Here is a 19,740-nt window from a genome sequence, read left to right as displayed (position 1 = left end):
TGTATGATTTTTTTATGCATATAATAGAAAAATTAAGGTAGGAGAAAACTGATTATGAAAATAAGGGTTGTGAAAAAGAAGGCCAGTTCAGCACATAAAGAGGAAATAATTGAATATACAATACCTACAGTTACTACTTTAAAAGAACTTTTGATTGCAGTAACTGTACAAGTATATAATGAACATTACAACAAAAATGAGATTAAAAATCTAACAAAAGATATAATAGAAGATCAAGCTAAATTGGGGAAGGTCTCTTTTTCGAAATTTTATAATGATAATAAAGAAGAATTGGATCATGCAATAAAAGTAATGATTCTAGATTTTATAGATGGATTGTTTCGAGTTTGGTGGAATGAAGAAGAGTGTACGTCGTTAGATGAAAAGTTAGATATAAAAGATTATGATACGTTTGTGTTTATAAGATTTGTTATGTTAGCAGGGAGGTTATGGTAATGGAAGCAAAAGAACTGAAAAAAAGACTTTTGGATTATAATAAGACGTTACATGGACTGAGTGATTTAGAGAAAGAGTTAACCGAAAAAGTTGAAGATATGTATTTTGATTTTTACTTTATCCATAGTAATACGGAACATTTTGAAGATACTCTAGAAGAATTGATAACAAAAAATAATGAGTTTAAAGGTTTGTTGAAAGATAATTCAGATGCATTACTTCTCTACTTACAGAATATTAGAAAGTATTCTTGTAGTATGGGAAGAATAAAGGTAGATACCAGGAGTGATAATATACTCAATTATAAATTTAAGATAATTAGTACAATTGGAGCTTTTTATGTTTTTTATGGAGCAAATTTATCTATAAAAAGTTTAATATATGGAGAGTATCGTGACTTACCTAGACAATCTCAATTACATTGCATTATTACTGCAGAACTTTTGAATAATAATAAAGAGGTTATTCAGTATTGTAAAGATGTTTTGATGAGTGAAAATAATACAGGAGTTTTGACTAGAAATGTAATTATTGCTATTGAACAAAGTAACAATAAAGAGTTGCAAGATTTACTGACTCAAGTTTTTCTAGCTGCAAAACTTCAAGAAGGATTACGTCAGGCTGTAGTTGAAACAGTTAACGAAAATAGTATTTCTTACTTTATGGAAATAATAGATGTAATATTGAAAGAAAAATTGTATAGGTTTTCATCTGTACAACGTGGTGTAATGAAATGGACTGGTATAAGTTATAAGACAGCGAAAGAGAAAGACATTCAGTATATATTGAATATTATACATTCTTATCTAAAGAATGATGAATGTCGCAAAGAAGGATTATTATCAAATAATCCGTTAGAAGTTTATTTAGCCTTATATGTAAAAGGTATTTATTCTATAGAAGAGGCTACTCAAGAGGTTCTCCATTTGCTAGACAGCAAAGAAAGACATATTGTAGCTGCTGCCTTAGTATACTTTAAACTTTCATGTAGATTCAATTTAATAGCGCATTCATATTTACTAAAGAAGTATAAAGATGATGAATGGATTCAAGGATTGATTTTATCTGAATACAATAGATTTTATTTCGAATTCATGCCATTCAGTAATGAAGAAGCAGAGTTTTTGATGAGTGAATTTGCTGAGCGCTTACCAAAGCTAAAAGCATCTCAGACATATAGTTCAAAAGGGTTTGAGTGGTTTAGGGTTCGTGTAAGTAAAAATGAGATTGCAGCATGTATGCATGAAATTGTTAAAAAGGCTCCTACTCAAGAAAATGTTGATTTGTTTATGCCGTATATGAATGTAAGCACACAGTACTATGAAAATGAGCTGGATACATTTATGCAAAGGTATTTTGATAATGCATCCCATGATGTAAAATTGCAGGTTATGGAAAAAGGTATTATTTCATCAAAACAGCAACTTGCAGACTGGTGTGCTATTAAATATAAAAGAATGGACTTAACAGATAAAGAAATTAGATTTTTAGAAAGAAAACTCACAACTAAGAAAACATATAATCGAGCGTTGATAATTGATATTTTATCAAAACAAGATATTCATATTATTAAAGATGTGTACAACAGGTTATCTGCTTCAAACAATAATATACTTAAAGATGCATCTATTGAACTAAAGAATAAAGTTCCTCAAATATTAGGGGAAAGTAAGACAGTTAAACTGTTAGGAAAAGAAGATGGATTTGGTTTTTATAAACCAAAAATGATTTATGATTTACCCTATCAAGATAAATTGATTAGAAAAGAAGATGAGGATAATAGAACAGAATGTTTAGACTCTATTTTTGTATGGAATAAAGAAGAGGTATTTAATTATCTAAAAAAATGGACGGAAAGATTATTGAAACATGAAAATGAAGAATACTACAATGGTAGAGAATATTGTCAAATAAAAAATAGTATGCATTCATTTGTTTTGAATTATCAAGTTGGAGGGTTAGATGCACTTCCGTTAGCAGAACTATGGCGTTCTTATTTTGAGGAAGATAATTTATCAGAAGATATTTTATATGAATTAAATCTCATATTAACAGTTCCACGTGATAGTGTATTTGAAGATGAGTTTACGGTTTCTTCAAGTTTTCTTGCTATAACAAATACTGAAATTAATACAATACCTTATATATGGCAAGTAATTTCCATTATTACGCATTTTTGTAAAGAAAGAAATTGTACAGAAAATATAAATAAAAAATACATGTTGATTCAGTTCATCAATGAATATGCTAAAAGAAGAGAGTATGAACAAGAATACTATATGCATGACAGATTTATTATTTCAACAGGAGCAAGGCTGAATTATTATTCCTCTGATTTTTTATCTTACTATGATACAGATGAAGAATTTAAAGAAAAATTTCCATTAGAGTATAAAAGTTATGTAAACTTTAATATTGAATGCAGTAAAGATGCAAGATCAAAATACACAATTCATCCATTCCATATTGCTAGAGCAGTTCATTTGAATATGTTACCTAAAGAGGTGTTATATGAAAATATTCTGAATACATATATCGAAAATGGGTATGGCTATTCGGGAGAAGATAATAAAATTCGTGAAGCGTGTTTAATTGCTTATTTTCAAGATATGTATCAAAAGAAAGTACCAACATTTGACATGAGTAATTATTTGGTTGGGGATAAAGAGATAGATAAGGAAGTAATTGCTTTATTAAGAGAAACTTTGGTAGAAATTATGGAAACATTGCTTGCAATGGAGCAACAAAGAATAAATGAAGAGACAGATGCTACTCGTTATATTGAAGAAATTACAGTATTTCCAGGAATCAAATATTTACTTTTTGCATTAAGAGAAATTGAAAAAGAAAAAATTACTAGAAGTACAAATGATCCACATAGTAGAACTTCAGTTTTTGTGAGCGTTATTAAGCATTCATATCTATTGGATTCAGATGATATTCAAGAGTTACGAGATGCAAACATAAAAGAAGAACGACTTGTGGAAGTTGCAATGCTGGCTCCTCAGTGGATCGACACAATAGTGGAAGTCTTAGGGTGGGATAGTTTAAAAGAAGCTTGCTACTATTTCATTGCACATATGAAGCACTATGATTATGCGCAAAAGAAAGCAGAAATTGCTCATTATACATCTTTAGAACCAAATGAATTAAGTGATGGTGCTTTTGATGGTGAATGGTGTAAAAGAATATATGCATCTCTAGGCGAGAAGAGATTCAAAATGATTTATAATGCATCAAAATTCCTATGTGATAATTCAAATCATTCAAGAGCTAAAAAGTATGCAGATGCTTGTTTAGGAAAGACGGATAAAAAAGTATTGCTTAAACAAATAAATGAGAAAAGGAATAAAGACTCATTAAATGCATATTGTGTCATGGAAATGAAAAAAGATAAAGATTTATTAGAACGTTATATGATAATACAAAAATTTGAAAAAGAGTCAAAAAATTATGGTTCTCAAAGACAGGCGAGTGAAAAACGTGCATGTGATATAGCAATGTTGAATCTAGCTAGAAATTCACGTTTTGAAACAGTTACTCGTTTAAGCTGGTTCTTAGAAGGGGTAATGGTTTCTGAAAATGCTGATGTATTGAATCCACAATCTATTGAAGATATTGAAGTGTGGATTGAAATAGATGAAAATGGAAAAAATGAAATTAAAGTGAGAAAGAATGATAAAATTCAAAAATCAATTCCAGAAAATTTAAGAAATCATGATAAGATTTTAAGACTTAAAGAAGTACATAAAAATTGGAGTGAACAATACAAGCGTTCTAGAAAAACATTAGAAAATGCACTGGAAGAACGTATGATGTTTGATAAAGATGAAATTGAAATAATTATGAACAATCCTATTGTTGCTCCAATTATGAAAAAATTAGTATTAAAAAGCAATGATAATTTTGGTTTTTATGATAAAGGAAAAATCGTAAACAAGGAGAATATAGTTGCTATAGAAAAAGAAGTATATATAGCTCATTCATATGACTTATATGAAGCAGGAGTATGGCAAGATTTTCAGGCGTATATTTTTACCAATAAAATAATTCAACCATTCAAACAAGTGTTTAGAGAACTGTATTTAAAATTAAATGATGAGTTTACTGGTTATTGCACCAATCGTTATACAGGATATCAAATTCAAGCTAAAAAAGCAGCTGCCACACTTAAAGGAAGAGGGTGGAATATTAGTTATGAGAACAGATTGGAAAGAGTATATTACAAAAGTAATTTAGTAGTTAATTTGTATGCTAATGCAGACTGGTTTTCACCAAGTGAAATTGAGGCACCAAGTATTGATTATATTGAATTTAGAGATAGAACAGGATTTAGTAGTATCCAGATAAAAGATATTGATGATGTATTGTTTAGTGAGATAATGAGAGATATTGATCTTGCAGTTAGTACAGCATATGTAGGTGGTGTAGATCCTGTCACTTCTTTCTCTACCATTGAACTTAGAAGATCAATGGTAAAATATACTGCTCAACTTATGAAGTTGGATAATATAGAAGTACAGGATCATTTTGTGAATATAAAAGGTGTATTAAATGAATATAGTATTCATCTTGGAAGTGGATTAATTCATCAAAGTGGTGGAGCGGAGATTCATATTGTTCCTGTATTTAGTGGACAAAGAGGAAAAGTATATTTACCATTCTTTGATGAAGATCCAAAATCTGCAGAAATAATATCAAAAATAGTAATGTTTGCTGAAGATAATAAGATTAAGGATCCAAGTATTCTTGAGCAGATAAGGTAGAGTAAAATATGGAAAAAGATAAAATTATTGAAAACAATATAAGCTTACATAAATTATTAACAACTGAACTATTACAAAATCACTCCATTGCTGCGTTAATGCAGTTGATTGAAATGGGAAGAGAAATAGAACTTAGATACAATGATGAAGTTATTAGTATTACTCGTTTAAATGATAAATTGATTCTAGCAGATAATGATAACTCGCTGTATTTTGATGACGTATGGAGTTTGGTTATTAAGGGTGAAGTTGGTGAAGGTTACTTTGTTAATTATTGGAATAAGATGAGCGTGAAAGTTTTATTTTAATAATGGAGAAAAATGATACAGACTAAATTTTATAATAAAAGTTAAAGTGTAAAATTCAAAAATTATTTAATAAAATGTTTGAAAGTGAAAGGTAAAACAATGATAGTAGAAGAACTTAATCGTAAAATCATTGAAGTATTTCCAAATCTAAAAAGTAAATATTTAGACGAAGTAAATTGGCAGGAAGGAGATTCCACAGGATCTCATGTAGTATATGGAGATGTTTTTACTCCTTACTTTATTAATTGCATTGAAGAAGAAAATATCGATGAAGTAAAAAAACTTTTTAAATTTATAGAAGACTTGTTAAATATGAATAATGCATATGTAAAAGATGTTGTTACTTTGAGTGTTTTAGAAAGTAGTCTTAGTATTTTAAAACATGATGAATATTTACAAGACTTAATGGGTCAAGAAACATCTTTAGTTTATAACAGGTTAAAAAAGAGTTATGATTCTTTAAATCAAAGTGAAAAAGAAAAGAATCTAAAAATAAATTTAGATGATTCAAAAGAAATAGAAAGATTCCTACTAATTGCAATTATTGGTTTATTAGAATCTCTACAGTGCGATGCAATAAGTATAAATGAAATTGACAGAAGACTTTTCTCCCCATACACTTTTATTACATTGGAAGAGATGAAGGTAAAAAAAGAAATAATAGAATTGATAAAGGATGGATGCTTATTAGAAGACTTTGAGTCAATAATACCAGATAAACTTGATGATGAGATTATAAGAATAAAAGAAGAAGCATTATCTTTGTTAAAGGGGTATAAAAATATTCAATCTAACTTAGATACTTACCATTGGCTTGAAAATGATAGGTAGTAGGTTTTGATAGGAGGTATATTATGAAAAGGGTTATAATTAGAAAAGAAATTTTGAAGGAATACAGTAGTATAAATGTGGATGAAATTGATTTGTGGAATTATGACAGTAAGGTCGCAGATGAGATTGATTCAATATCACAGGAAGAAATTCTAGCAAAGTATTATAAAGATGGAGATTTTGAGAAACTATACAGTTATTACAATAAGATAAAAGATACAGGAAAGAATAATGATTACTTCGCTTGTGCATATGAACTAAGCGATGATTACATAGTTCAAATAGATGATGAAGGACATATTAATCTATATAGAAAAGATACAAGAATTGTGAAAGATAAAATTGAGTGGACATATGTAGTGGAAAAAAATACATAGGTGATGCATGGTGGTCAGAAGATAATGAAATTATAAATGATATTCAAAATACATCATTCTTGGAGTTTTTAAAAAAATATAAATTGTTTTAAATGAGAATTAGATAGACTGAATAAAGAAGCCTTGTTGAGGGAAGTTGAAATGAGATACAGAATAACAAAATATAATCCTGAGTATAGAGCAAAAAATGGAGCATATACTGTAGATGATTGGACAGCAGTAAGCGATATAGGGATGACGTTCGATGGAACAATCCTTGAAAAATCTACATATTTGAATGTGGAAAATGCATATATAAATGCAGTTCTGATTATTATGAGAGACTTTAAATCTTCTTCAACTGTTATAGAAAGAATTGAAAAATGGTCATCTCATTATGAAATTCAAGATAGAGTATTTGCATTACCTAATCAAAGGGTAAAAAGTTTACTTGAGTTGTCCAAGAACGGAATGATTCTTAATGAAGAAGATATTAAATTAATAATTGCTATGATTCTTCGTGAACAACTATGGTGTGAACTTAATGATGTGAATCAAGCATTTAAAATTACGTTTGGATATGATTATTATATGTATTGTGTATGTGATAATCTGAGTGAAACAATAATTGATGAAATTGAAAAGTTAGGGTTATTTGTTGATACTGTAAATTGGGAATAAATAATCAATGTGAGGATTAGGAGGGAGAATATGATTGATTTATCTATAGAGTCTAATACGCTGTTAAAAAAATGTCTAAAAGAATGGAGACCTGAACTCATACTAATGGTTGAAGATGTTAATACTTTAAAATACACCGAAAGTTTTTATAATCAATTACGAGATGTTGTAGGCTGCGAATTAATAGCTAAAGGGTTTAATGAAAATTATGAGCCAAATAATTATGGAATACGATTAGAAAAATTAATTGATGAAATAGGAAATCTCTTTATGTGAATTAAGTAAATCAATTATCTGTGAATAATAAAAACTAAATTAGCAAAAAAGATTCTTTCGGATATGATTTAGAGAAAATAATGAATTCATAGTTTATAAGTTATATCAGAATTATACAAATAGTATAAAAGCAATTGATTAAGTTTTAAAATAGGAAGTGATATATATGAAAGTAAAATATTATTATTCTAATCAAATTACTGAAGGTGAGTTGATCTATCGAAAATATGAATATTCTTTCGATTTCTTGTCAAATAAATATGGAACATTTGTATATTTAATTCATTACTTACAAATATCTGTAGATGTAATTAATAACAAATTTGTTTCAGTATGGGGATTGCATCCAGATCGTGTGTGGGAAAAGACAAGTCTAAAAGTGCCTGACTTTAAAAATGGGGTAATTGAATGTGAAGGAGATTTCATTGAAGGAATTGGATGTACATTAGAGGAATGTAATGATTGGCTTACTTATTTTGATAAGAACAGTGGATGGGTATGTGTAGGAGATAAAGATACACTTGAAGATGCAATTATGTTTGCAGAAAATATAGGTGTTGTAATAGTAGATAATGAATTGGTATCGTTATGGATGAAACCAAAAATGATTTTAGAAAACAAATAATATTTTAAATAAAGCATTAGACTGCTATTCTAAGAAAATTGATTAATATTAATAGAATTATTAGGTTTGTGAATAATAATGAAAATTAACTAAGCAGAAAAACAGTAGGTAAAATTACATTTGTTGCTAAATGGTAACAACTTTTGAAACGGAGATAAATATAATGGAAAATGATTGGAGATTAAATGGGCAAGAGGACTATCTGATAAATGTTTCACTAAAATATACAAGGTATGTATCGTCTAAAACTAATGAACATGAGCACTGTATATTCTGTTGGCACAAGTTTATGGAGGATTGTACTGATGTTATTGATTGTTCTATATTTGGTTACTTAACTTTAGATAATAAATATTGGATTTGCGATAAATGCTTCGAAGATTTTAAAGAATTATTTAAATGGGATATAGTTAAATAAGATGAATTCTTAAAATATGTTAATCAATTAAATGATAAGAAGGTGATGGGGGAAATGGAAAGAATATTTAAAAAATCTATAATCGTCACCGTAGCTATACTACTATTTAGTGGCTGTATGTCTACAACAGGTGAAAAAATAAATCAATATTTTGAAGAGAATCATTACACTTCTTGTTACAACGATACGCAGGAAGATGATATTATTTATATTCATGTAAGTAACAGAAAAAATGGATTCTCTATTACAATAGAGAATGGAGAAGTAGAGTCTGCTTGGTTTAGTCGTATTGAAGGACACTCAAGCTATCGTAGTGTACTTTATAATTCCGATCCTAATTCTGATTGGAGTGAAGAGAGCGAATCGGAAATCAGTAAAAAAGCTAAGGATGAATTTTTAAATGATTCTGGATTTGATGTTGAAGATTTAACTGCATATTTTCAAGATATATACGATACAACATACATGAATGGGGATATGGCATATTGTCCTGATGTCTACGAGGAATCGCTTAAGAATATAGAATATAGATCCGGACAGTACTATTATGAAGAAGTCGATGGAACAATCACGATAACTGACTTTGATGGTACTATGTCAAAAGCAATAATACCTGAAAGTTTAGATGGAAAACCAGTTACTGGGATTGGATGGAATGCATTTTATCAACGTACTCATTTGACACAAATTGAAATTCCAGATACGCTAAAAACTATTGAAGGAAGTGCTTTTTATCGGTGTTATTCTTTGGGGTCAATAGTTATTCCAAAATCAGTTGAGAACATAGATGGTAGTGCGTTCTTTCGATGTATAAGGTTAACCTCTATAGAAGTGGATCCATTAAATCCTAATTTTATCTCAATCGATGGTGTTCTCTTTGATAAGGAAATGAAGCGATTAATAGCATACCCAGAAGGAAGTAATACTAGAAGATATTATGTTCCAGATGGAGTAGAAGAGATAGAGGCAGCATTTGGATATCATCCTTATAATCTTGAAGAACTATATATACCAGCTTCAGTTGTAAAGTTTCCTGAATATAATATATTTATTTTTCCAGATGATATTATACTTCGAGTAAAGGAAGGATCACTTGCTGAACAGTATGCTATAGAGTTTAACTTGAACTATATTTATTATTAATTAATCAACTAAGTTATATTTAGAAGGAGAAACCATTTCTATATGAAAGGAGAGTTTAATGATTTTTGAAATTATCAAGAAAGACATCATTTTATCAATGCTATGCAGTAGACAGACTAAATTAAAGAATCCCGAAGAATACTTTGATAAATCAGAAAAAATATTATTTTTAATTCATATAATTTCAATAGAAGAAGAACTCCCTTCATTTTTGAAAGGCAAGATATGGATAGATGGTAATACTATCTATATTCCGTACTTAAGTGATTTAATGAGAGCATGTCCAAATTTTCATATCCATTATTCAGGTATAGACTCCAGTAATGTTAGTATGTATCTAAAAGATTATAATAAATTAAAAAAGAAACCGATAGAAGAGATTGAATATGAAGTAAATCAATATATAGAATTATATAAAGATAGTGAACAATTTATGTTTGGTGAATGTAAGCATAGAAAATGGTATAGAAAATATGCGCGAATGATTGCTAGGAAAAATGACCAATCCTTTCGATATGCTATGAAGACAGTACTTATTAGTTTACCCTGCATACTTTTACCTATTTGTACTATTATGGTTGTATATATAACTTCACGATATCCTGTGTATAGAAATAATTTTCATTTTGTTTTCTGGTTATTAGGATTGGAAATTATATTTGCTTTAATTTGGATAATGATTACTTTAAAGCAAATTAAACCAACTGAATTTGAAAAAAGTAATGAAATAATCAAAGGTGATGATAAGTATTAAGTACAAATAAATTATTTATATTAGGGGGAAACCATGATTATAAATGGTATAACAAAAATGAAAAAGAAAGAATTCTTACAATTTCATGAAGAGTATATTCAACATTTAAAAGAATATTTTGTTCATTATATGGATGGAAAAGTAATTCAAACAAAAGAAGATTATTTATTAAACTTCAAAAAAGCATATAATTTACCATCATATTTAAAAGACAATCTAGATGCATTTTATGATTCTATGAGAGATTTAGATTTTAGAGAAGAACAGGGATTTATAATAGTCATATATAATTTCAGAAGCTTTTTAAAAAATAGTAGTAAAGATAAAGATTCATTTATATCTATAATGAATAATATTGCTTTTAATCTAGAACGTGAGTGTTTAACCACTACTGCAGGATGGAATCATATTAAATCATTTGACGTATATCTAATAGACGATGATCTGAGTGGTGAAAGCTATAAAGATATTACTATGTCAAAAAAGAAAGCTGATTGATTACTTAAATATATAAGAAAGAGGAACATGTATGAGAAAGATAAAGATTATAACTGTAGGAATATTATCATTATTAATGGTGGCATGTGGTAGTGGTGAAGATGAGTTGAGTCTTAAGCAAGAAGAGCTTAGATTTGAACTAGGTAGTGAAGTTAATCTTGTGAAAGAAGATATCGTAGATACAGATGATAATGATGTGTTAGAAGATGTTGTACTTAGTGTTGATACTGGGGATGAAGAGGTTACTGAAATTAAAGATAATATGGGAAGTGTTGTTTCTATACTGAATCTGCCAGTCGGTGAGTACAATGCATATGTTGAATATGAAGATAAAAAGATAGAATATAAATTAATCGTAGAAGATACAACAGCTCCTGAGTTTGTTGATTTAGATGATGAAATAGAAGTTCAAGTTGATGCTGATGGAAGTAATGGTGAGTTTCAAGAATTGGATCTTAATGCTTATGATTTAAGTGAAGTAGTTGTTACTGTGGCTATGGATAATGTTGACTTAACCAAGGTAGGTAGATATGAAACGGTTGCTACTGCAAAAGATGAGTATGGGAATAAAACGGAAAAGGAAATTACAATTGTAGTGCAAGAGAGAACTGCAGAAGAGTAATGTTGTTAAAAAGAAAACACCTGAGATTTTTAAAATCTTAGGTGTTTTAAACTTTTGTATTCTATTTGAAACAGAAATATTCAACATCGTTTACATAAATAATAGAACTGTAAACTAGTTTCATACTTGAGGAAAAATTATCAAAGAAAACTGATTCTGAATTAGTGTAGTAGATTTTTACTTGATCGCCATCTTTAAGATCTGGGAAATTAGTGAATCCTTCTTGATTTTTTCCAATAATAAATTGAGTTCCATCAGCTGTTGTTGCTGTAAATAAAGTTTCTTTTGTTGAATTACTGCTTGAACTAGAAAAACTTGTAGATGTTATTTCGACTTGGCCACTTACCGTTCCCTCAATTACATCAGAACGTTCTAATATTTTTTCTTTATTAGTTCCTGAATAATGTAATTCGTATTCTTCTAAATTGTTATCTTCAATATATTTGGTATCAGCTACTGTGAAATTAGCAATCTTTTCACCATCAGTAGCGAATACAAATGATACTTCACAAGTTCCATCATTTAATGAAGTATTCTTGTTTTCATTTAATCCTAAGTCATTTGATATACTATTGATTTCTTGTGATGTAGTTGTCTGGTTGATTCCATTTGCTAACACAAAGATATCTTTGTCTGTTTCTTTCTTGTCTTCATTTAATTCTAGTTTAATTGAAATAACTTCTGCTTCTGTAACTGGAGTTCCTTTGTCTTTATTTGCGACAATAACTTCAAGATTTCCTGCATCACCTTCTAGATAAATCGTTTCATAAGTTTCACTATATAAAGTGATATCTGCTAATTTATCTTGTGTGGTGTAAATATTATCACCACTTTGAAATACCCATTCGTCATTTTCTAAAAACTGTGAAAATGGTTCATATAGCTGATACATTTCATCTCCGATATACACTGCTGTTGTTTCGTTCCCTTTTAATTCCTTAATCTTTGCATCGTCTTTCGATACATTTGTTGGTTCTGAACTACCACCACATGCGACTAACGTAAGTGTTAGTAATAATGATAGTCCAAGTATACATTTTCTTCTCATACTAGCTCCTTTTCCATGCCCTTGTATATTATATAGGTTCTATAGTTGTTAATCAAATGAACCTGTTAATATAGGGAATGAAATGAAGCAGGACAAGTTGTTAGTTGTTTAATGATTTGATTGCTAAATGAAGGTGTCCGCTGTTGTCAGTTAATGCCTGCATGCATTCTTCGATACTATGTCCAGTTAATCCCATACAAATAGCTAGTTTAACATTGTGCTTACTATCTTCAAATAATCGATCACAAGTTTCATCATCACAGCCCACAACTTCTTTGATCATGTTTTTAGCTCGGATTACCAGTTTTTCATTAGAAGGATTTAAGTCCACCATGTAGTTGCTGTAAACTTTACCCATCTTAATCATGGTACTTGTTGAGATCATATTAAGAATTAGTTTTTGTGCAGTACCTGCTTTCATGCGAGTAGATCCACTGATTACTTCAGGACCGGTGATTGCTTCGATTCTTGCTTTCGCATGTTTTGATATTTCGCTGTCTTCCACACAACTGATTGCTCCAGTGAATGCACCAACTTCATTTGCGTATTGAAGTGCTCCAATGACATATGGAGTTCTACCACTTGCTGCAATACCAATTACTGTATCGTGAATTGTGATGTTAAGTTCTTTTAAATCACTACGTCCTAACTCTGCATCATCCTCTGCACCTTCTTTTGCTTTCAGTAAAGCAGGGAAACCTCCAGCAATAATTCCTTGCACCATTTCAAACGATACACCATAAGTAGGAGGACACTCACTTGCATCCAGTACACCTAAGCGTCCAGATGTACCTGCACCCATATAAATGATTCTTCCACCTTGTGGAATGTGTTCACTTGCATAGTCCACAATCTTTTCAATTTCAGGGATTGTCTTTTTTACAGCACCTGTAATTACTTCATCTTCTTTGTTGATTGTTTCCAATATTTCTCTAGTACTATAAGTATCTATTTTTGTTGTATTTGGATTTCTTCTTTCGGTATTTAATTTTGTAATATTTTGCATAGTTCACCTCTATTCATATCATACCTCAAGGAATGGAAGTTTCAATGGATATAGAGTATCTTGAAACTTTATTTCGTATATTGGTATAATAACAATGGAGGACATAGTTATGAGTGTACTAATAAAGTTAAGAGATTATAGAAATCTACCAGAAGCTGAGAGTGAAGTTCGAAAGTATATCTTGAAGAATTCTAAGGAAGTACTGGAAATGACAGTATATGATGTGGCAAAGAATTCTTATACATCACCAGCAACGGTCATTCGTTTGTGTAAGAAGTTGGATTTAAAAGGATTCAATCAGTTTAAGATTAAACTTGCTTCAGAGATTCGAGGGTTTGATAATATGCAACTTGATATCTTGGATGTGACTAATGTTTCACCAAATGATAGTCCAGTGATGATTATAGATAAAATCACTAATATCGAGCGACAATCAATTGAAGAAACAAGGATGCTGTTGAATGAAAAGGATTTGATGAAAGCTGCTGACCATTTACACAATGCAACCATTATTGATTTCTTTGGTGTTGGTGCCAGTAATATTGTCGCCTTTGATGCAACCTATAAGTTTATGCGAATTGGTAAGAATGTAGCTTGTTATCAGTTATATGATCGCCAGTATGTCCAGGCAGTAAATGCAGATGCTAAGCATGTAGCAGTTATCTTCTCCTATAGTGGTGAAACCAAAGAGATGGTTGAGGTATTAAATGAATTGCAGAAAAATGGGTGTTATGTTATAACTGTGACTTGTAGTTCATCGAATACATTGGCGAAACTTGCAGATAATTCAATTTCTGTTAGTAGCAAAGAAACTTTATTTCGAAGTGGAGCGATGGCTTCAAGAATTACACAACTATATATCGTAGATATATTATATGCATTATGCTGTCAATATGACTATGATAATGTAAAAGCAAAAGTAGTAAAAACTCGAATCACAAACAAAGATAAAGTTTCATAATATGAAACTTTATTTCGTTATTTATAGGATTCATTGACAATTTGTTTCGCAAAGATAAAATGAAATTGAAAGGAGCACAACTATGATTACAATTGCAAGAATAGATGAACGATTGATTCATGGACAGGTAGCATTTGCTTGGACAACTGCTTATAAATGTCAGGCAGTTATGGTGATTGATGAAGAAGTCTCAAAAGATGACTTTCAAAAATCATTATTAGAAATGGCTTGTCCAGCTGGATTGAAGTGTTTGATTGTAGATGAAGTGAAGGCAGTAAAGTTCTTAGAGAATAATCCAAATAAGAAGTTCTTTATTGTGGTGAAACATCCAAACGCACTTTTATATTTAGTTGAACATGGAATACCTTTAGAATCAATCAATGTTGGGGGATTATACTTCAAAGAAGGAAGACGACAAATTGAAAAAACGGTGTATGTGGATGATGAAATGGTGGATACTTTTAAGAAGTTAAATACATTAGGAGTAGCACTGGAGGTTCGCACAACACCATCGGATACCAGTATTGATTTAATGAAACTACTATAGGGGGGGTAAATTGTCATGAGTCTTATTACAGCATTATTGCTTAGTGTTTTTATAGCAGTTATTATTACCGAAAATTATGGATATGGATACTGGATGATTTCCAGACCAATCTTTGCAGGACCATTAGTTGGGTTAATCTTAGGAGATGTGCAAACTGGATTAATCGTTGGTGGTAGTGTTGAATTAATGTATATGGGAATTCTGCCAATCGGTGGTAGTGTTCCACCAAATGCACAGATTGCAGGAATGCTATCGACTGTATTTGCAATTCAAAATGGTGGGAATCCTGAAGTCGGAATTACCTTGGCACTTCCAATTGGGATGCTTGCTCAATTATTAATTATGTTTGCCTGGAATATCAATATCTTATTGATGCATAGAGCAGATAAATATCTTGCAAATGGAGAAACAAGAAAAGTGGAGTTAACCCACCTTTCAGGATTGTTAATTTTCTTTATTGTATTCTTCATTCCATCATTTTTAGCAGTGTATTATGGTAGTGGCTTTGTAAATGATGTAGTTGCTGGAATGCCTGCTTTACTGATGGATGGTATGAAAGTGGCATCTGGAATCTTGCCTGCTGTTGGTATGGCAATGTTATTAAAGATGATGAACATGAAGAAATTCTGGCCATTATTTATGCTTGGATTTGTATTAGCTACTTATCTAGAATTAGCAGTACTACCAATTTCTTTAATTGGATTTAGTATTGCAGCATCACTGTTCTTACTTAATAAGAAAGATAAAGAAGCAGATGATGAGTTTGTGTTGGATGACGATGAGGTGGTTGAAGAAGATACACAACCAGGCATTCTGACAAAGAAAGAATTAAGGCAAACGTTTGTTCGTTCATTCTTCTCAATGACAAGTATTAACTACGAACGTTACTGCAGTTTGGGATTTGCATTCGCAATGATTCCTGCACTGAAGAAATTATATACTGATCAGGATGAATTAAATGAAGCACTTATTCGTCATAATGAATTCTTTAACTGTCATCCATATACAGGAAATGCAGTATTAGGGGTAGCACTTGCGCTTGAAGAACAAAGAGCAATGGGAAAACCAATTACTGCAGAGGCAATCTCGTCTACCAAAGCAGCGCTTATGGGACCATTATCAGGAATTGGGGATTCTGTCTTTAAAGCAACGTTTATGACCGTGTTCGCAGCGATTGGAGCTGGTCTGGCATTGGATGGAAGTATCTTGGGACCAATCATCTTTATTGTTCCTAACATTATTCTAAATGTTGGATCACGCTGGTACTTTATTAAGTATGGACATAAACTAGGTACAAGTATTGTAAGTAAAATGAAACAAGGTAACTTGTTAGATAAGTTTGTTGAAGGAGCTACAATTGTTGGAATGATGGTTGTAGGTGCAATGATTGTTGGATTTGTTAAAATGCCAGTTGCCTTTGTTTGGAACTTTGGTGAAAAAGAAATCATTGTACAAGAATTGTTAGATGCGATTCTTCCATGTATGCTTCCATTATTAATTACTCTTGGTTTCTACCAAATCTTAGTAAAAAACAAAAAAGGAATGTATATTTGTGTAATTGGAAGTTTTGTAATTGGTATCTTAGGTAAAGCGATAGGAATGTTCTAGTATGAAAAAAGATGTAATGGAAAAAATAAAGCATGGTCTAATTGTGTCCTGTCAGGCACGAGTAGGTTGGGCAATGTATGGAAATAGTATTATGGCAGCATTTGCCAAAGCAGCACAAGAAGGTGGTGCAGTTGGGATACGAGCAACTGGAGCGGATAACATTCATGCGATTAAAGAATGTGTAGATTTACCAATCATTGGTATCAACAAGCAATTCATTGATGGGTATGATGTATATATTACACCAACGTATGCTAGTGCAGAAGCTGTGTTAAATGAAGGGGTTGAAATACTTGCGATTGATGCTACAAATCGCAAACGACCAAATGGGGAAAAATTAGAGGATATCGTTGTTAAAATTAAAAGCAACTATCCTGAAGTATTGTTAATGGGTGAGATATCAACACTGGAAGAAGCAAAAGCAATTGAAAACTTAGGTTTTGATTTTATTTCGACTACGCTATCTGGATATACAGAAGCGAGTCGGGAAGTAACCAGTGTGAATATAGATTTAATCAGATCAATCACAAAGGAATTAGATATTCCTGTGATTGCGGAAGGGAAAATTGAAACTCCATTACAGGCAAAACAAACACTGGAAGCTGGGGCATATGCGGTTGTTGTTGGAACCAGCATTACCAGACCAGAAGTAATTACGGCACGTTATGTGCAGGAAGTTGCTAAATATAATATATAGAAAAACGCACTCAGGATATATTCTGAGTGCGCATTTTATGATAATCGTCTTTTCCTTTATCAGTTAAGAAAAAATGGATAACATTCCAATAGGTCTCCACAAGAGGCCTTTTTTCAAATCCTGTTACTTCAGGTGCACCATAAACATTAGATGCCATAATAATCTGAATAAGCGAATCATATTGGTTAGGAATGCTTTCCTTTTGCATAAGTCCATTGGCCTGAAGATTCTCAAATGTTTTCTTCAGTGCATGGTAGAAGTCATAGGTTGCTTCCTGTTGGACATCTTTAATAATAATACTGATACGAGATAATTGTTTATAGTGACGATAGTAATAAGCATTGTCTTTATGATGAACTCTTTTCTTTTTAAACAGTTCATCCAATTCTTCAATCGATGAAGCTGGTTGTGGTATTACATAAGCCATATGACTTCGTAATACGATGGCTTCTACCAAGTCTTCTTTCTTCTTGAAATGGTAGGTTAAGTTACCAACACTCATGTCTAAAGCAGCTGCAATATCACGCATAGAAACACGATTATAACCTTCTTTATTAAACAAATCTCGAGCTGTATTTAAAATTTTTACTTTTGTAGGCGTTTTCATATTTGACATTCTAGTACAAACGTACTAAAATGTCAAGAGTAATAAGGAGGAGCATATGAGTGAGAATGTAGTAAATCCGCTTGGAAGCGAACGAATAGGGAAGTTAATCCTTAAATTTTCAGGGCCTGCCATAATAAGTATGTTAGTAGGTTCTTTATACAATATAGTAGACCAGATTTTTATTGGACAAGGTGTTGGTATTTTGGGGAATGCCGCAACCAATGTCGCATTTCCACTAAGTACGATTTGTACTGCAATTGCATTACTAATTGGAATTGGAGGAGCATCAAACTTCAACTTGGCAATGGGGGCTAAGAAAGAAGAAAGAGCAAAACATATTATTGGAAATAGTATTTCCTTAATGGTTATATCAGGGGTTGTATTAATGGTAATTGTATTATTATTTTTAGAACCATTAATGTCGTTGTTTGGGGCAACAGAAAAGGTAATGCCTTATGCACTTACCTATACAGGAATTACTGCAATTGGGATACCATTCCTAATTGTTTCAACAGCTGGAGGTCATCTGGTTCGTGCTGATCGCAGTCCAATGACGGCAATGATTTTTGTATTAATTGGAGCGATTATCAACACAATTTTAGACCCATTATTTATCTTTACCTTTGATATGGGAATTGCTGGAGGAGCTTGGGCAACAGTGATTGGTCAGGTAGTATCAGGAATTCTGGTATTATGGTATTTATTACACTATAAATCAGTGAAAATAGAAAAAGAAGATTACGTACCTAAATTAGAATATACAAAGATGATTACATCTTTAGGAACTGCCGCAAGTTTTAATCAACTTGCAATTACTGCAGTTCAGATTACGATGAATCAGGTATTGACCCATTATGGTGAACTATCCATCTATGGAAGTGAAATACCACTGGCAGTTGTTGGGATTGTCTCGAAGGTAAATATCGTATTCCTGTCAATTGTAATTGGAATTGCACAAGGGTGTCAGCCGATTGTTGGGTTCAACTATGGAGCGAAGAATTATGATAGAGTGAAGCAGACCTATAAGATTGCAGCTACAGCAGCTACGGTTGTTGCGGTAATTGCATTTGCTTGTTTCCAATTGTTCCCAGATAGTATCATTCGTGTATTTGGAGATGGTAGTGCGGAATATTTCCAATTTGGAGAGCAGTATTTACGAGTCTTTATGTTCTGTACATTTGTAAATGGAATACAGCCAGTTACATCAAACTTCTTTACATCAATTGGGAAGGCGAGTCGTGGTGTCTTTATGTCACTAACACGTCAGGTAATATTCTTATTACCATTAGTTGTAATATTCCCAATATTCTTTGGACTTGAAGGAGTTATTTATGCTGGTCCTATCGCCGATGGGGCAGCAGCAATTCTAGCAATTATTTTTGTGGTTAGAGAAATGAAAGAGATTAATTATCTTATGGATTATAAGCCAGAAATGGCAACAGAAGAGATGTCAATGATGGCAAAATAAAAACACTTTGAAAAGTGCTTTACTTTTAGAAAAATAGGAGTACAATATTACTCGTTTATGTTAA

21 protein-coding genes are annotated in these 19,740 nt (G+C 31.3%); 18 read left to right on the top strand and 3 right to left on the bottom strand.

The window, feature by feature from the left end; translation table 11 throughout:
• The first annotated feature begins 54 nt into the window (after positions 1-54).
• The 13 genes from J2S15_RS06715 to J2S15_RS06655 all read left to right on the top strand — a co-directional run bounded on the left by J2S15_RS06715 (position 55) and on the right by J2S15_RS06655 (position 11,734).
• The gene (locus tag J2S15_RS06715) at positions 55-456 is read left to right on the top strand and encodes a hypothetical protein (RefSeq protein ID WP_307406673.1); all 402 of its coding nucleotides are present in this window, start codon (positions 55-57) and stop codon (positions 454-456) included.
• Positions 456-5,222 (top strand): DUF4132 domain-containing protein, encoded by a 4,767-nt coding sequence (locus J2S15_RS06710; RefSeq protein WP_307406671.1) that lies wholly within the window; start codon positions 456-458, stop codon positions 5,220-5,222. Before J2S15_RS06715 ends, J2S15_RS06710 begins: the two co-directional genes overlap by 1 nt.
• An 8-nt stretch (positions 5,223-5,230) precedes the next feature.
• Positions 5,231-5,530, top strand: a complete 300-nt coding sequence (locus tag J2S15_RS06705) for a hypothetical protein (RefSeq protein WP_307406669.1) — start codon at positions 5,231-5,233, stop codon at positions 5,528-5,530.
• Between the two features lie 99 nt (positions 5,531-5,629).
• Positions 5,630-6,361, top strand: a complete 732-nt coding sequence (locus J2S15_RS06700; protein ID WP_307406667.1) for a DUF7674 family protein — start codon at positions 5,630-5,632, stop codon at positions 6,359-6,361.
• A gap of 23 nt (positions 6,362-6,384) precedes the next feature.
• A complete protein-coding gene (locus J2S15_RS06695) occupies positions 6,385-6,738 on the top strand; it encodes a hypothetical protein (RefSeq protein WP_307406665.1) in 354 nt (117 codons plus the stop codon).
• Positions 6,739-6,879: 141 nt separating this feature from the next.
• Complete coding sequence (locus tag J2S15_RS06690) at positions 6,880-7,398, top strand: hypothetical protein (RefSeq protein WP_307406663.1); 519 nt, start codon at positions 6,880-6,882, stop codon at positions 7,396-7,398.
• Positions 7,399-7,428: 30 nt separating this feature from the next.
• On the top strand, positions 7,429-7,674 hold the full coding sequence (locus J2S15_RS06685) for a hypothetical protein (RefSeq protein ID WP_307406661.1): 246 nt from the start codon (positions 7,429-7,431) through the stop codon (positions 7,672-7,674).
• A gap of 166 nt (positions 7,675-7,840) precedes the next feature.
• Entirely contained in the window at positions 7,841-8,299 is a 459-nt protein-coding gene (locus J2S15_RS06680) for a hypothetical protein (RefSeq protein ID WP_307406659.1), read from the top strand.
• A 163-nt stretch (positions 8,300-8,462) separates the two neighbouring features.
• Positions 8,463-8,717, top strand: a complete 255-nt coding sequence (locus J2S15_RS06675) for a hypothetical protein (protein WP_307406657.1) — start codon at positions 8,463-8,465, stop codon at positions 8,715-8,717.
• 54 nt (positions 8,718-8,771) lie between these two features.
• Positions 8,772-9,860, top strand: coding sequence for a leucine-rich repeat domain-containing protein (locus J2S15_RS06670; RefSeq protein WP_307406655.1), 1,089 nt, complete (start codon positions 8,772-8,774; stop codon positions 9,858-9,860).
• A 58-nt stretch (positions 9,861-9,918) separates the two neighbouring features.
• Complete coding sequence (locus tag J2S15_RS06665; protein ID WP_307406653.1) at positions 9,919-10,614, top strand: hypothetical protein; 696 nt, start codon at positions 9,919-9,921, stop codon at positions 10,612-10,614.
• A 33-nt stretch (positions 10,615-10,647) separates the two neighbouring features.
• The gene (locus J2S15_RS06660) at positions 10,648-11,112 is read left to right on the top strand and encodes a barstar family protein (protein ID WP_307406651.1); all 465 of its coding nucleotides are present in this window, start codon (positions 10,648-10,650) and stop codon (positions 11,110-11,112) included.
• Positions 11,113-11,143: 31 nt separating this feature from the next.
• Positions 11,144-11,734 (top strand): hypothetical protein, encoded by a 591-nt coding sequence (locus J2S15_RS06655; protein ID WP_307406650.1) that lies wholly within the window; start codon positions 11,144-11,146, stop codon positions 11,732-11,734.
• Positions 11,735-11,795: 61 nt separating this feature from the next.
• Here the strand turns inward: J2S15_RS06655 and J2S15_RS06650 are convergent, their stop codons facing one another.
• The gene (locus J2S15_RS06650) at positions 11,796-12,782 is read right to left on the bottom strand and encodes a hypothetical protein (RefSeq protein ID WP_307406649.1); all 987 of its coding nucleotides are present in this window, start codon (positions 12,780-12,782) and stop codon (positions 11,796-11,798) included.
• Between the two features lie 100 nt (positions 12,783-12,882).
• Positions 12,883-13,788: an N-acetylmuramic acid 6-phosphate etherase gene (gene murQ, locus J2S15_RS06645; protein ID WP_307406647.1), complete on the bottom strand. Its 906-nt coding sequence runs from the start codon at positions 13,786-13,788 to the stop codon at positions 12,883-12,885.
• Positions 13,789-13,897: 109 nt separating this feature from the next.
• Between murQ and J2S15_RS06640 the strand changes: the two genes are divergently transcribed.
• The 4 genes from J2S15_RS06640 to J2S15_RS06625 all read left to right on the top strand — a co-directional run bounded on the left by J2S15_RS06640 (position 13,898) and on the right by J2S15_RS06625 (position 17,601).
• Positions 13,898-14,749: a MurR/RpiR family transcriptional regulator gene (locus tag J2S15_RS06640; RefSeq protein ID WP_307406645.1), complete on the top strand. Its 852-nt coding sequence runs from the start codon at positions 13,898-13,900 to the stop codon at positions 14,747-14,749.
• 82 nt (positions 14,750-14,831) lie between these two features.
• Positions 14,832-15,296 carry a PTS sugar transporter subunit IIB gene (locus J2S15_RS06635; RefSeq protein WP_307406643.1) on the top strand — a complete coding sequence of 155 codons (465 nt, stop codon included), beginning with the start codon at positions 14,832-14,834 and terminating at the stop codon, positions 15,294-15,296.
• A 15-nt stretch (positions 15,297-15,311) separates the two neighbouring features.
• The gene (locus J2S15_RS06630) at positions 15,312-16,904 is read left to right on the top strand and encodes a PTS system mannose/fructose/sorbose family transporter subunit IID (protein WP_307406641.1); all 1,593 of its coding nucleotides are present in this window, start codon (positions 15,312-15,314) and stop codon (positions 16,902-16,904) included.
• 1 nt (position 16,905) lies between these two features.
• Entirely contained in the window at positions 16,906-17,601 is a 696-nt protein-coding gene (locus J2S15_RS06625) for an N-acetylmannosamine-6-phosphate 2-epimerase (protein WP_307406640.1), read from the top strand.
• 10 nt (positions 17,602-17,611) lie between these two features.
• Here J2S15_RS06625 and J2S15_RS06620 read toward each other — a convergent pair whose 3' ends face one another.
• On the bottom strand, positions 17,612-18,208 hold the full coding sequence (locus J2S15_RS06620) for a TetR/AcrR family transcriptional regulator (protein WP_307406638.1): 597 nt from the start codon (positions 18,206-18,208) through the stop codon (positions 17,612-17,614).
• A 55-nt stretch (positions 18,209-18,263) separates the two neighbouring features.
• Between J2S15_RS06620 and J2S15_RS06615 the strand changes: the two genes are divergently transcribed.
• Positions 18,264-19,676, top strand: coding sequence for an MATE family efflux transporter (locus tag J2S15_RS06615; RefSeq protein ID WP_307406636.1), 1,413 nt, complete (start codon positions 18,264-18,266; stop codon positions 19,674-19,676).
• The last annotated feature ends 64 nt before the right edge of the window (positions 19,677-19,740 follow it).

Origin of the sequence: Breznakia pachnodae, from assembly GCF_030814225.1 — a bacterium.
In the GTDB taxonomy this organism is placed as follows: domain Bacteria; phylum Bacillota_I; class Bacilli_A; order Erysipelotrichales; family Erysipelotrichaceae; genus Breznakia; species Breznakia pachnodae.
Note: the sequence above shows the minus strand (reverse complement) of the source record. Positions and strands in the feature narration are given on the sequence as shown.

Excerpts from the sequence above, each read along its gene's own strand:
- J2S15_RS06715 (WP_307406673.1), top strand. The coding sequence starts at position 55 with ATGAAAATAAGGGTTGTGAAAAAGAAGGCCAGTTCAGCACATAAAGAG.
- J2S15_RS06710 (WP_307406671.1), top strand. The coding sequence starts at position 456 with ATGGAAGCAAAAGAACTGAAAAAAAGACTTTTGGATTATAATAAGACG.
- J2S15_RS06705 (WP_307406669.1), top strand. The coding sequence starts at position 5,231 with ATGGAAAAAGATAAAATTATTGAAAACAATATAAGCTTACATAAATTA.
- J2S15_RS06700 (WP_307406667.1), top strand. The coding sequence starts at position 5,630 with ATGATAGTAGAAGAACTTAATCGTAAAATCATTGAAGTATTTCCAAAT.
- J2S15_RS06695 (WP_307406665.1), top strand. The coding sequence starts at position 6,385 with ATGAAAAGGGTTATAATTAGAAAAGAAATTTTGAAGGAATACAGTAGT.
- J2S15_RS06690 (WP_307406663.1), top strand. The coding sequence starts at position 6,880 with ATGAGATACAGAATAACAAAATATAATCCTGAGTATAGAGCAAAAAAT.
- J2S15_RS06685 (WP_307406661.1), top strand. The coding sequence starts at position 7,429 with ATGATTGATTTATCTATAGAGTCTAATACGCTGTTAAAAAAATGTCTA.
- J2S15_RS06680 (WP_307406659.1), top strand. The coding sequence starts at position 7,841 with ATGAAAGTAAAATATTATTATTCTAATCAAATTACTGAAGGTGAGTTG.
- J2S15_RS06675 (WP_307406657.1), top strand. The coding sequence starts at position 8,463 with ATGGAAAATGATTGGAGATTAAATGGGCAAGAGGACTATCTGATAAAT.
- J2S15_RS06670 (WP_307406655.1), top strand. The coding sequence starts at position 8,772 with ATGGAAAGAATATTTAAAAAATCTATAATCGTCACCGTAGCTATACTA.
- J2S15_RS06665 (WP_307406653.1), top strand. The coding sequence starts at position 9,919 with ATGATTTTTGAAATTATCAAGAAAGACATCATTTTATCAATGCTATGC.
- J2S15_RS06660 (WP_307406651.1), top strand. The coding sequence starts at position 10,648 with ATGATTATAAATGGTATAACAAAAATGAAAAAGAAAGAATTCTTACAA.
- J2S15_RS06655 (WP_307406650.1), top strand. The coding sequence starts at position 11,144 with ATGAGAAAGATAAAGATTATAACTGTAGGAATATTATCATTATTAATG.
- J2S15_RS06650 (WP_307406649.1), bottom strand. The coding sequence starts at position 12,782 with ATGAGAAGAAAATGTATACTTGGACTATCATTATTACTAACACTTACG.
- murQ (WP_307406647.1), bottom strand. The coding sequence starts at position 13,788 with ATGCAAAATATTACAAAATTAAATACCGAAAGAAGAAATCCAAATACA.
- J2S15_RS06640 (WP_307406645.1), top strand. The coding sequence starts at position 13,898 with ATGAGTGTACTAATAAAGTTAAGAGATTATAGAAATCTACCAGAAGCT.
- J2S15_RS06635 (WP_307406643.1), top strand. The coding sequence starts at position 14,832 with ATGATTACAATTGCAAGAATAGATGAACGATTGATTCATGGACAGGTA.
- J2S15_RS06630 (WP_307406641.1), top strand. The coding sequence starts at position 15,312 with ATGAGTCTTATTACAGCATTATTGCTTAGTGTTTTTATAGCAGTTATT.
- J2S15_RS06625 (WP_307406640.1), top strand. The coding sequence starts at position 16,906 with ATGAAAAAAGATGTAATGGAAAAAATAAAGCATGGTCTAATTGTGTCC.
- J2S15_RS06620 (WP_307406638.1), bottom strand. The coding sequence starts at position 18,208 with ATGAAAACGCCTACAAAAGTAAAAATTTTAAATACAGCTCGAGATTTG.
- J2S15_RS06615 (WP_307406636.1), top strand. The coding sequence starts at position 18,264 with ATGAGTGAGAATGTAGTAAATCCGCTTGGAAGCGAACGAATAGGGAAG.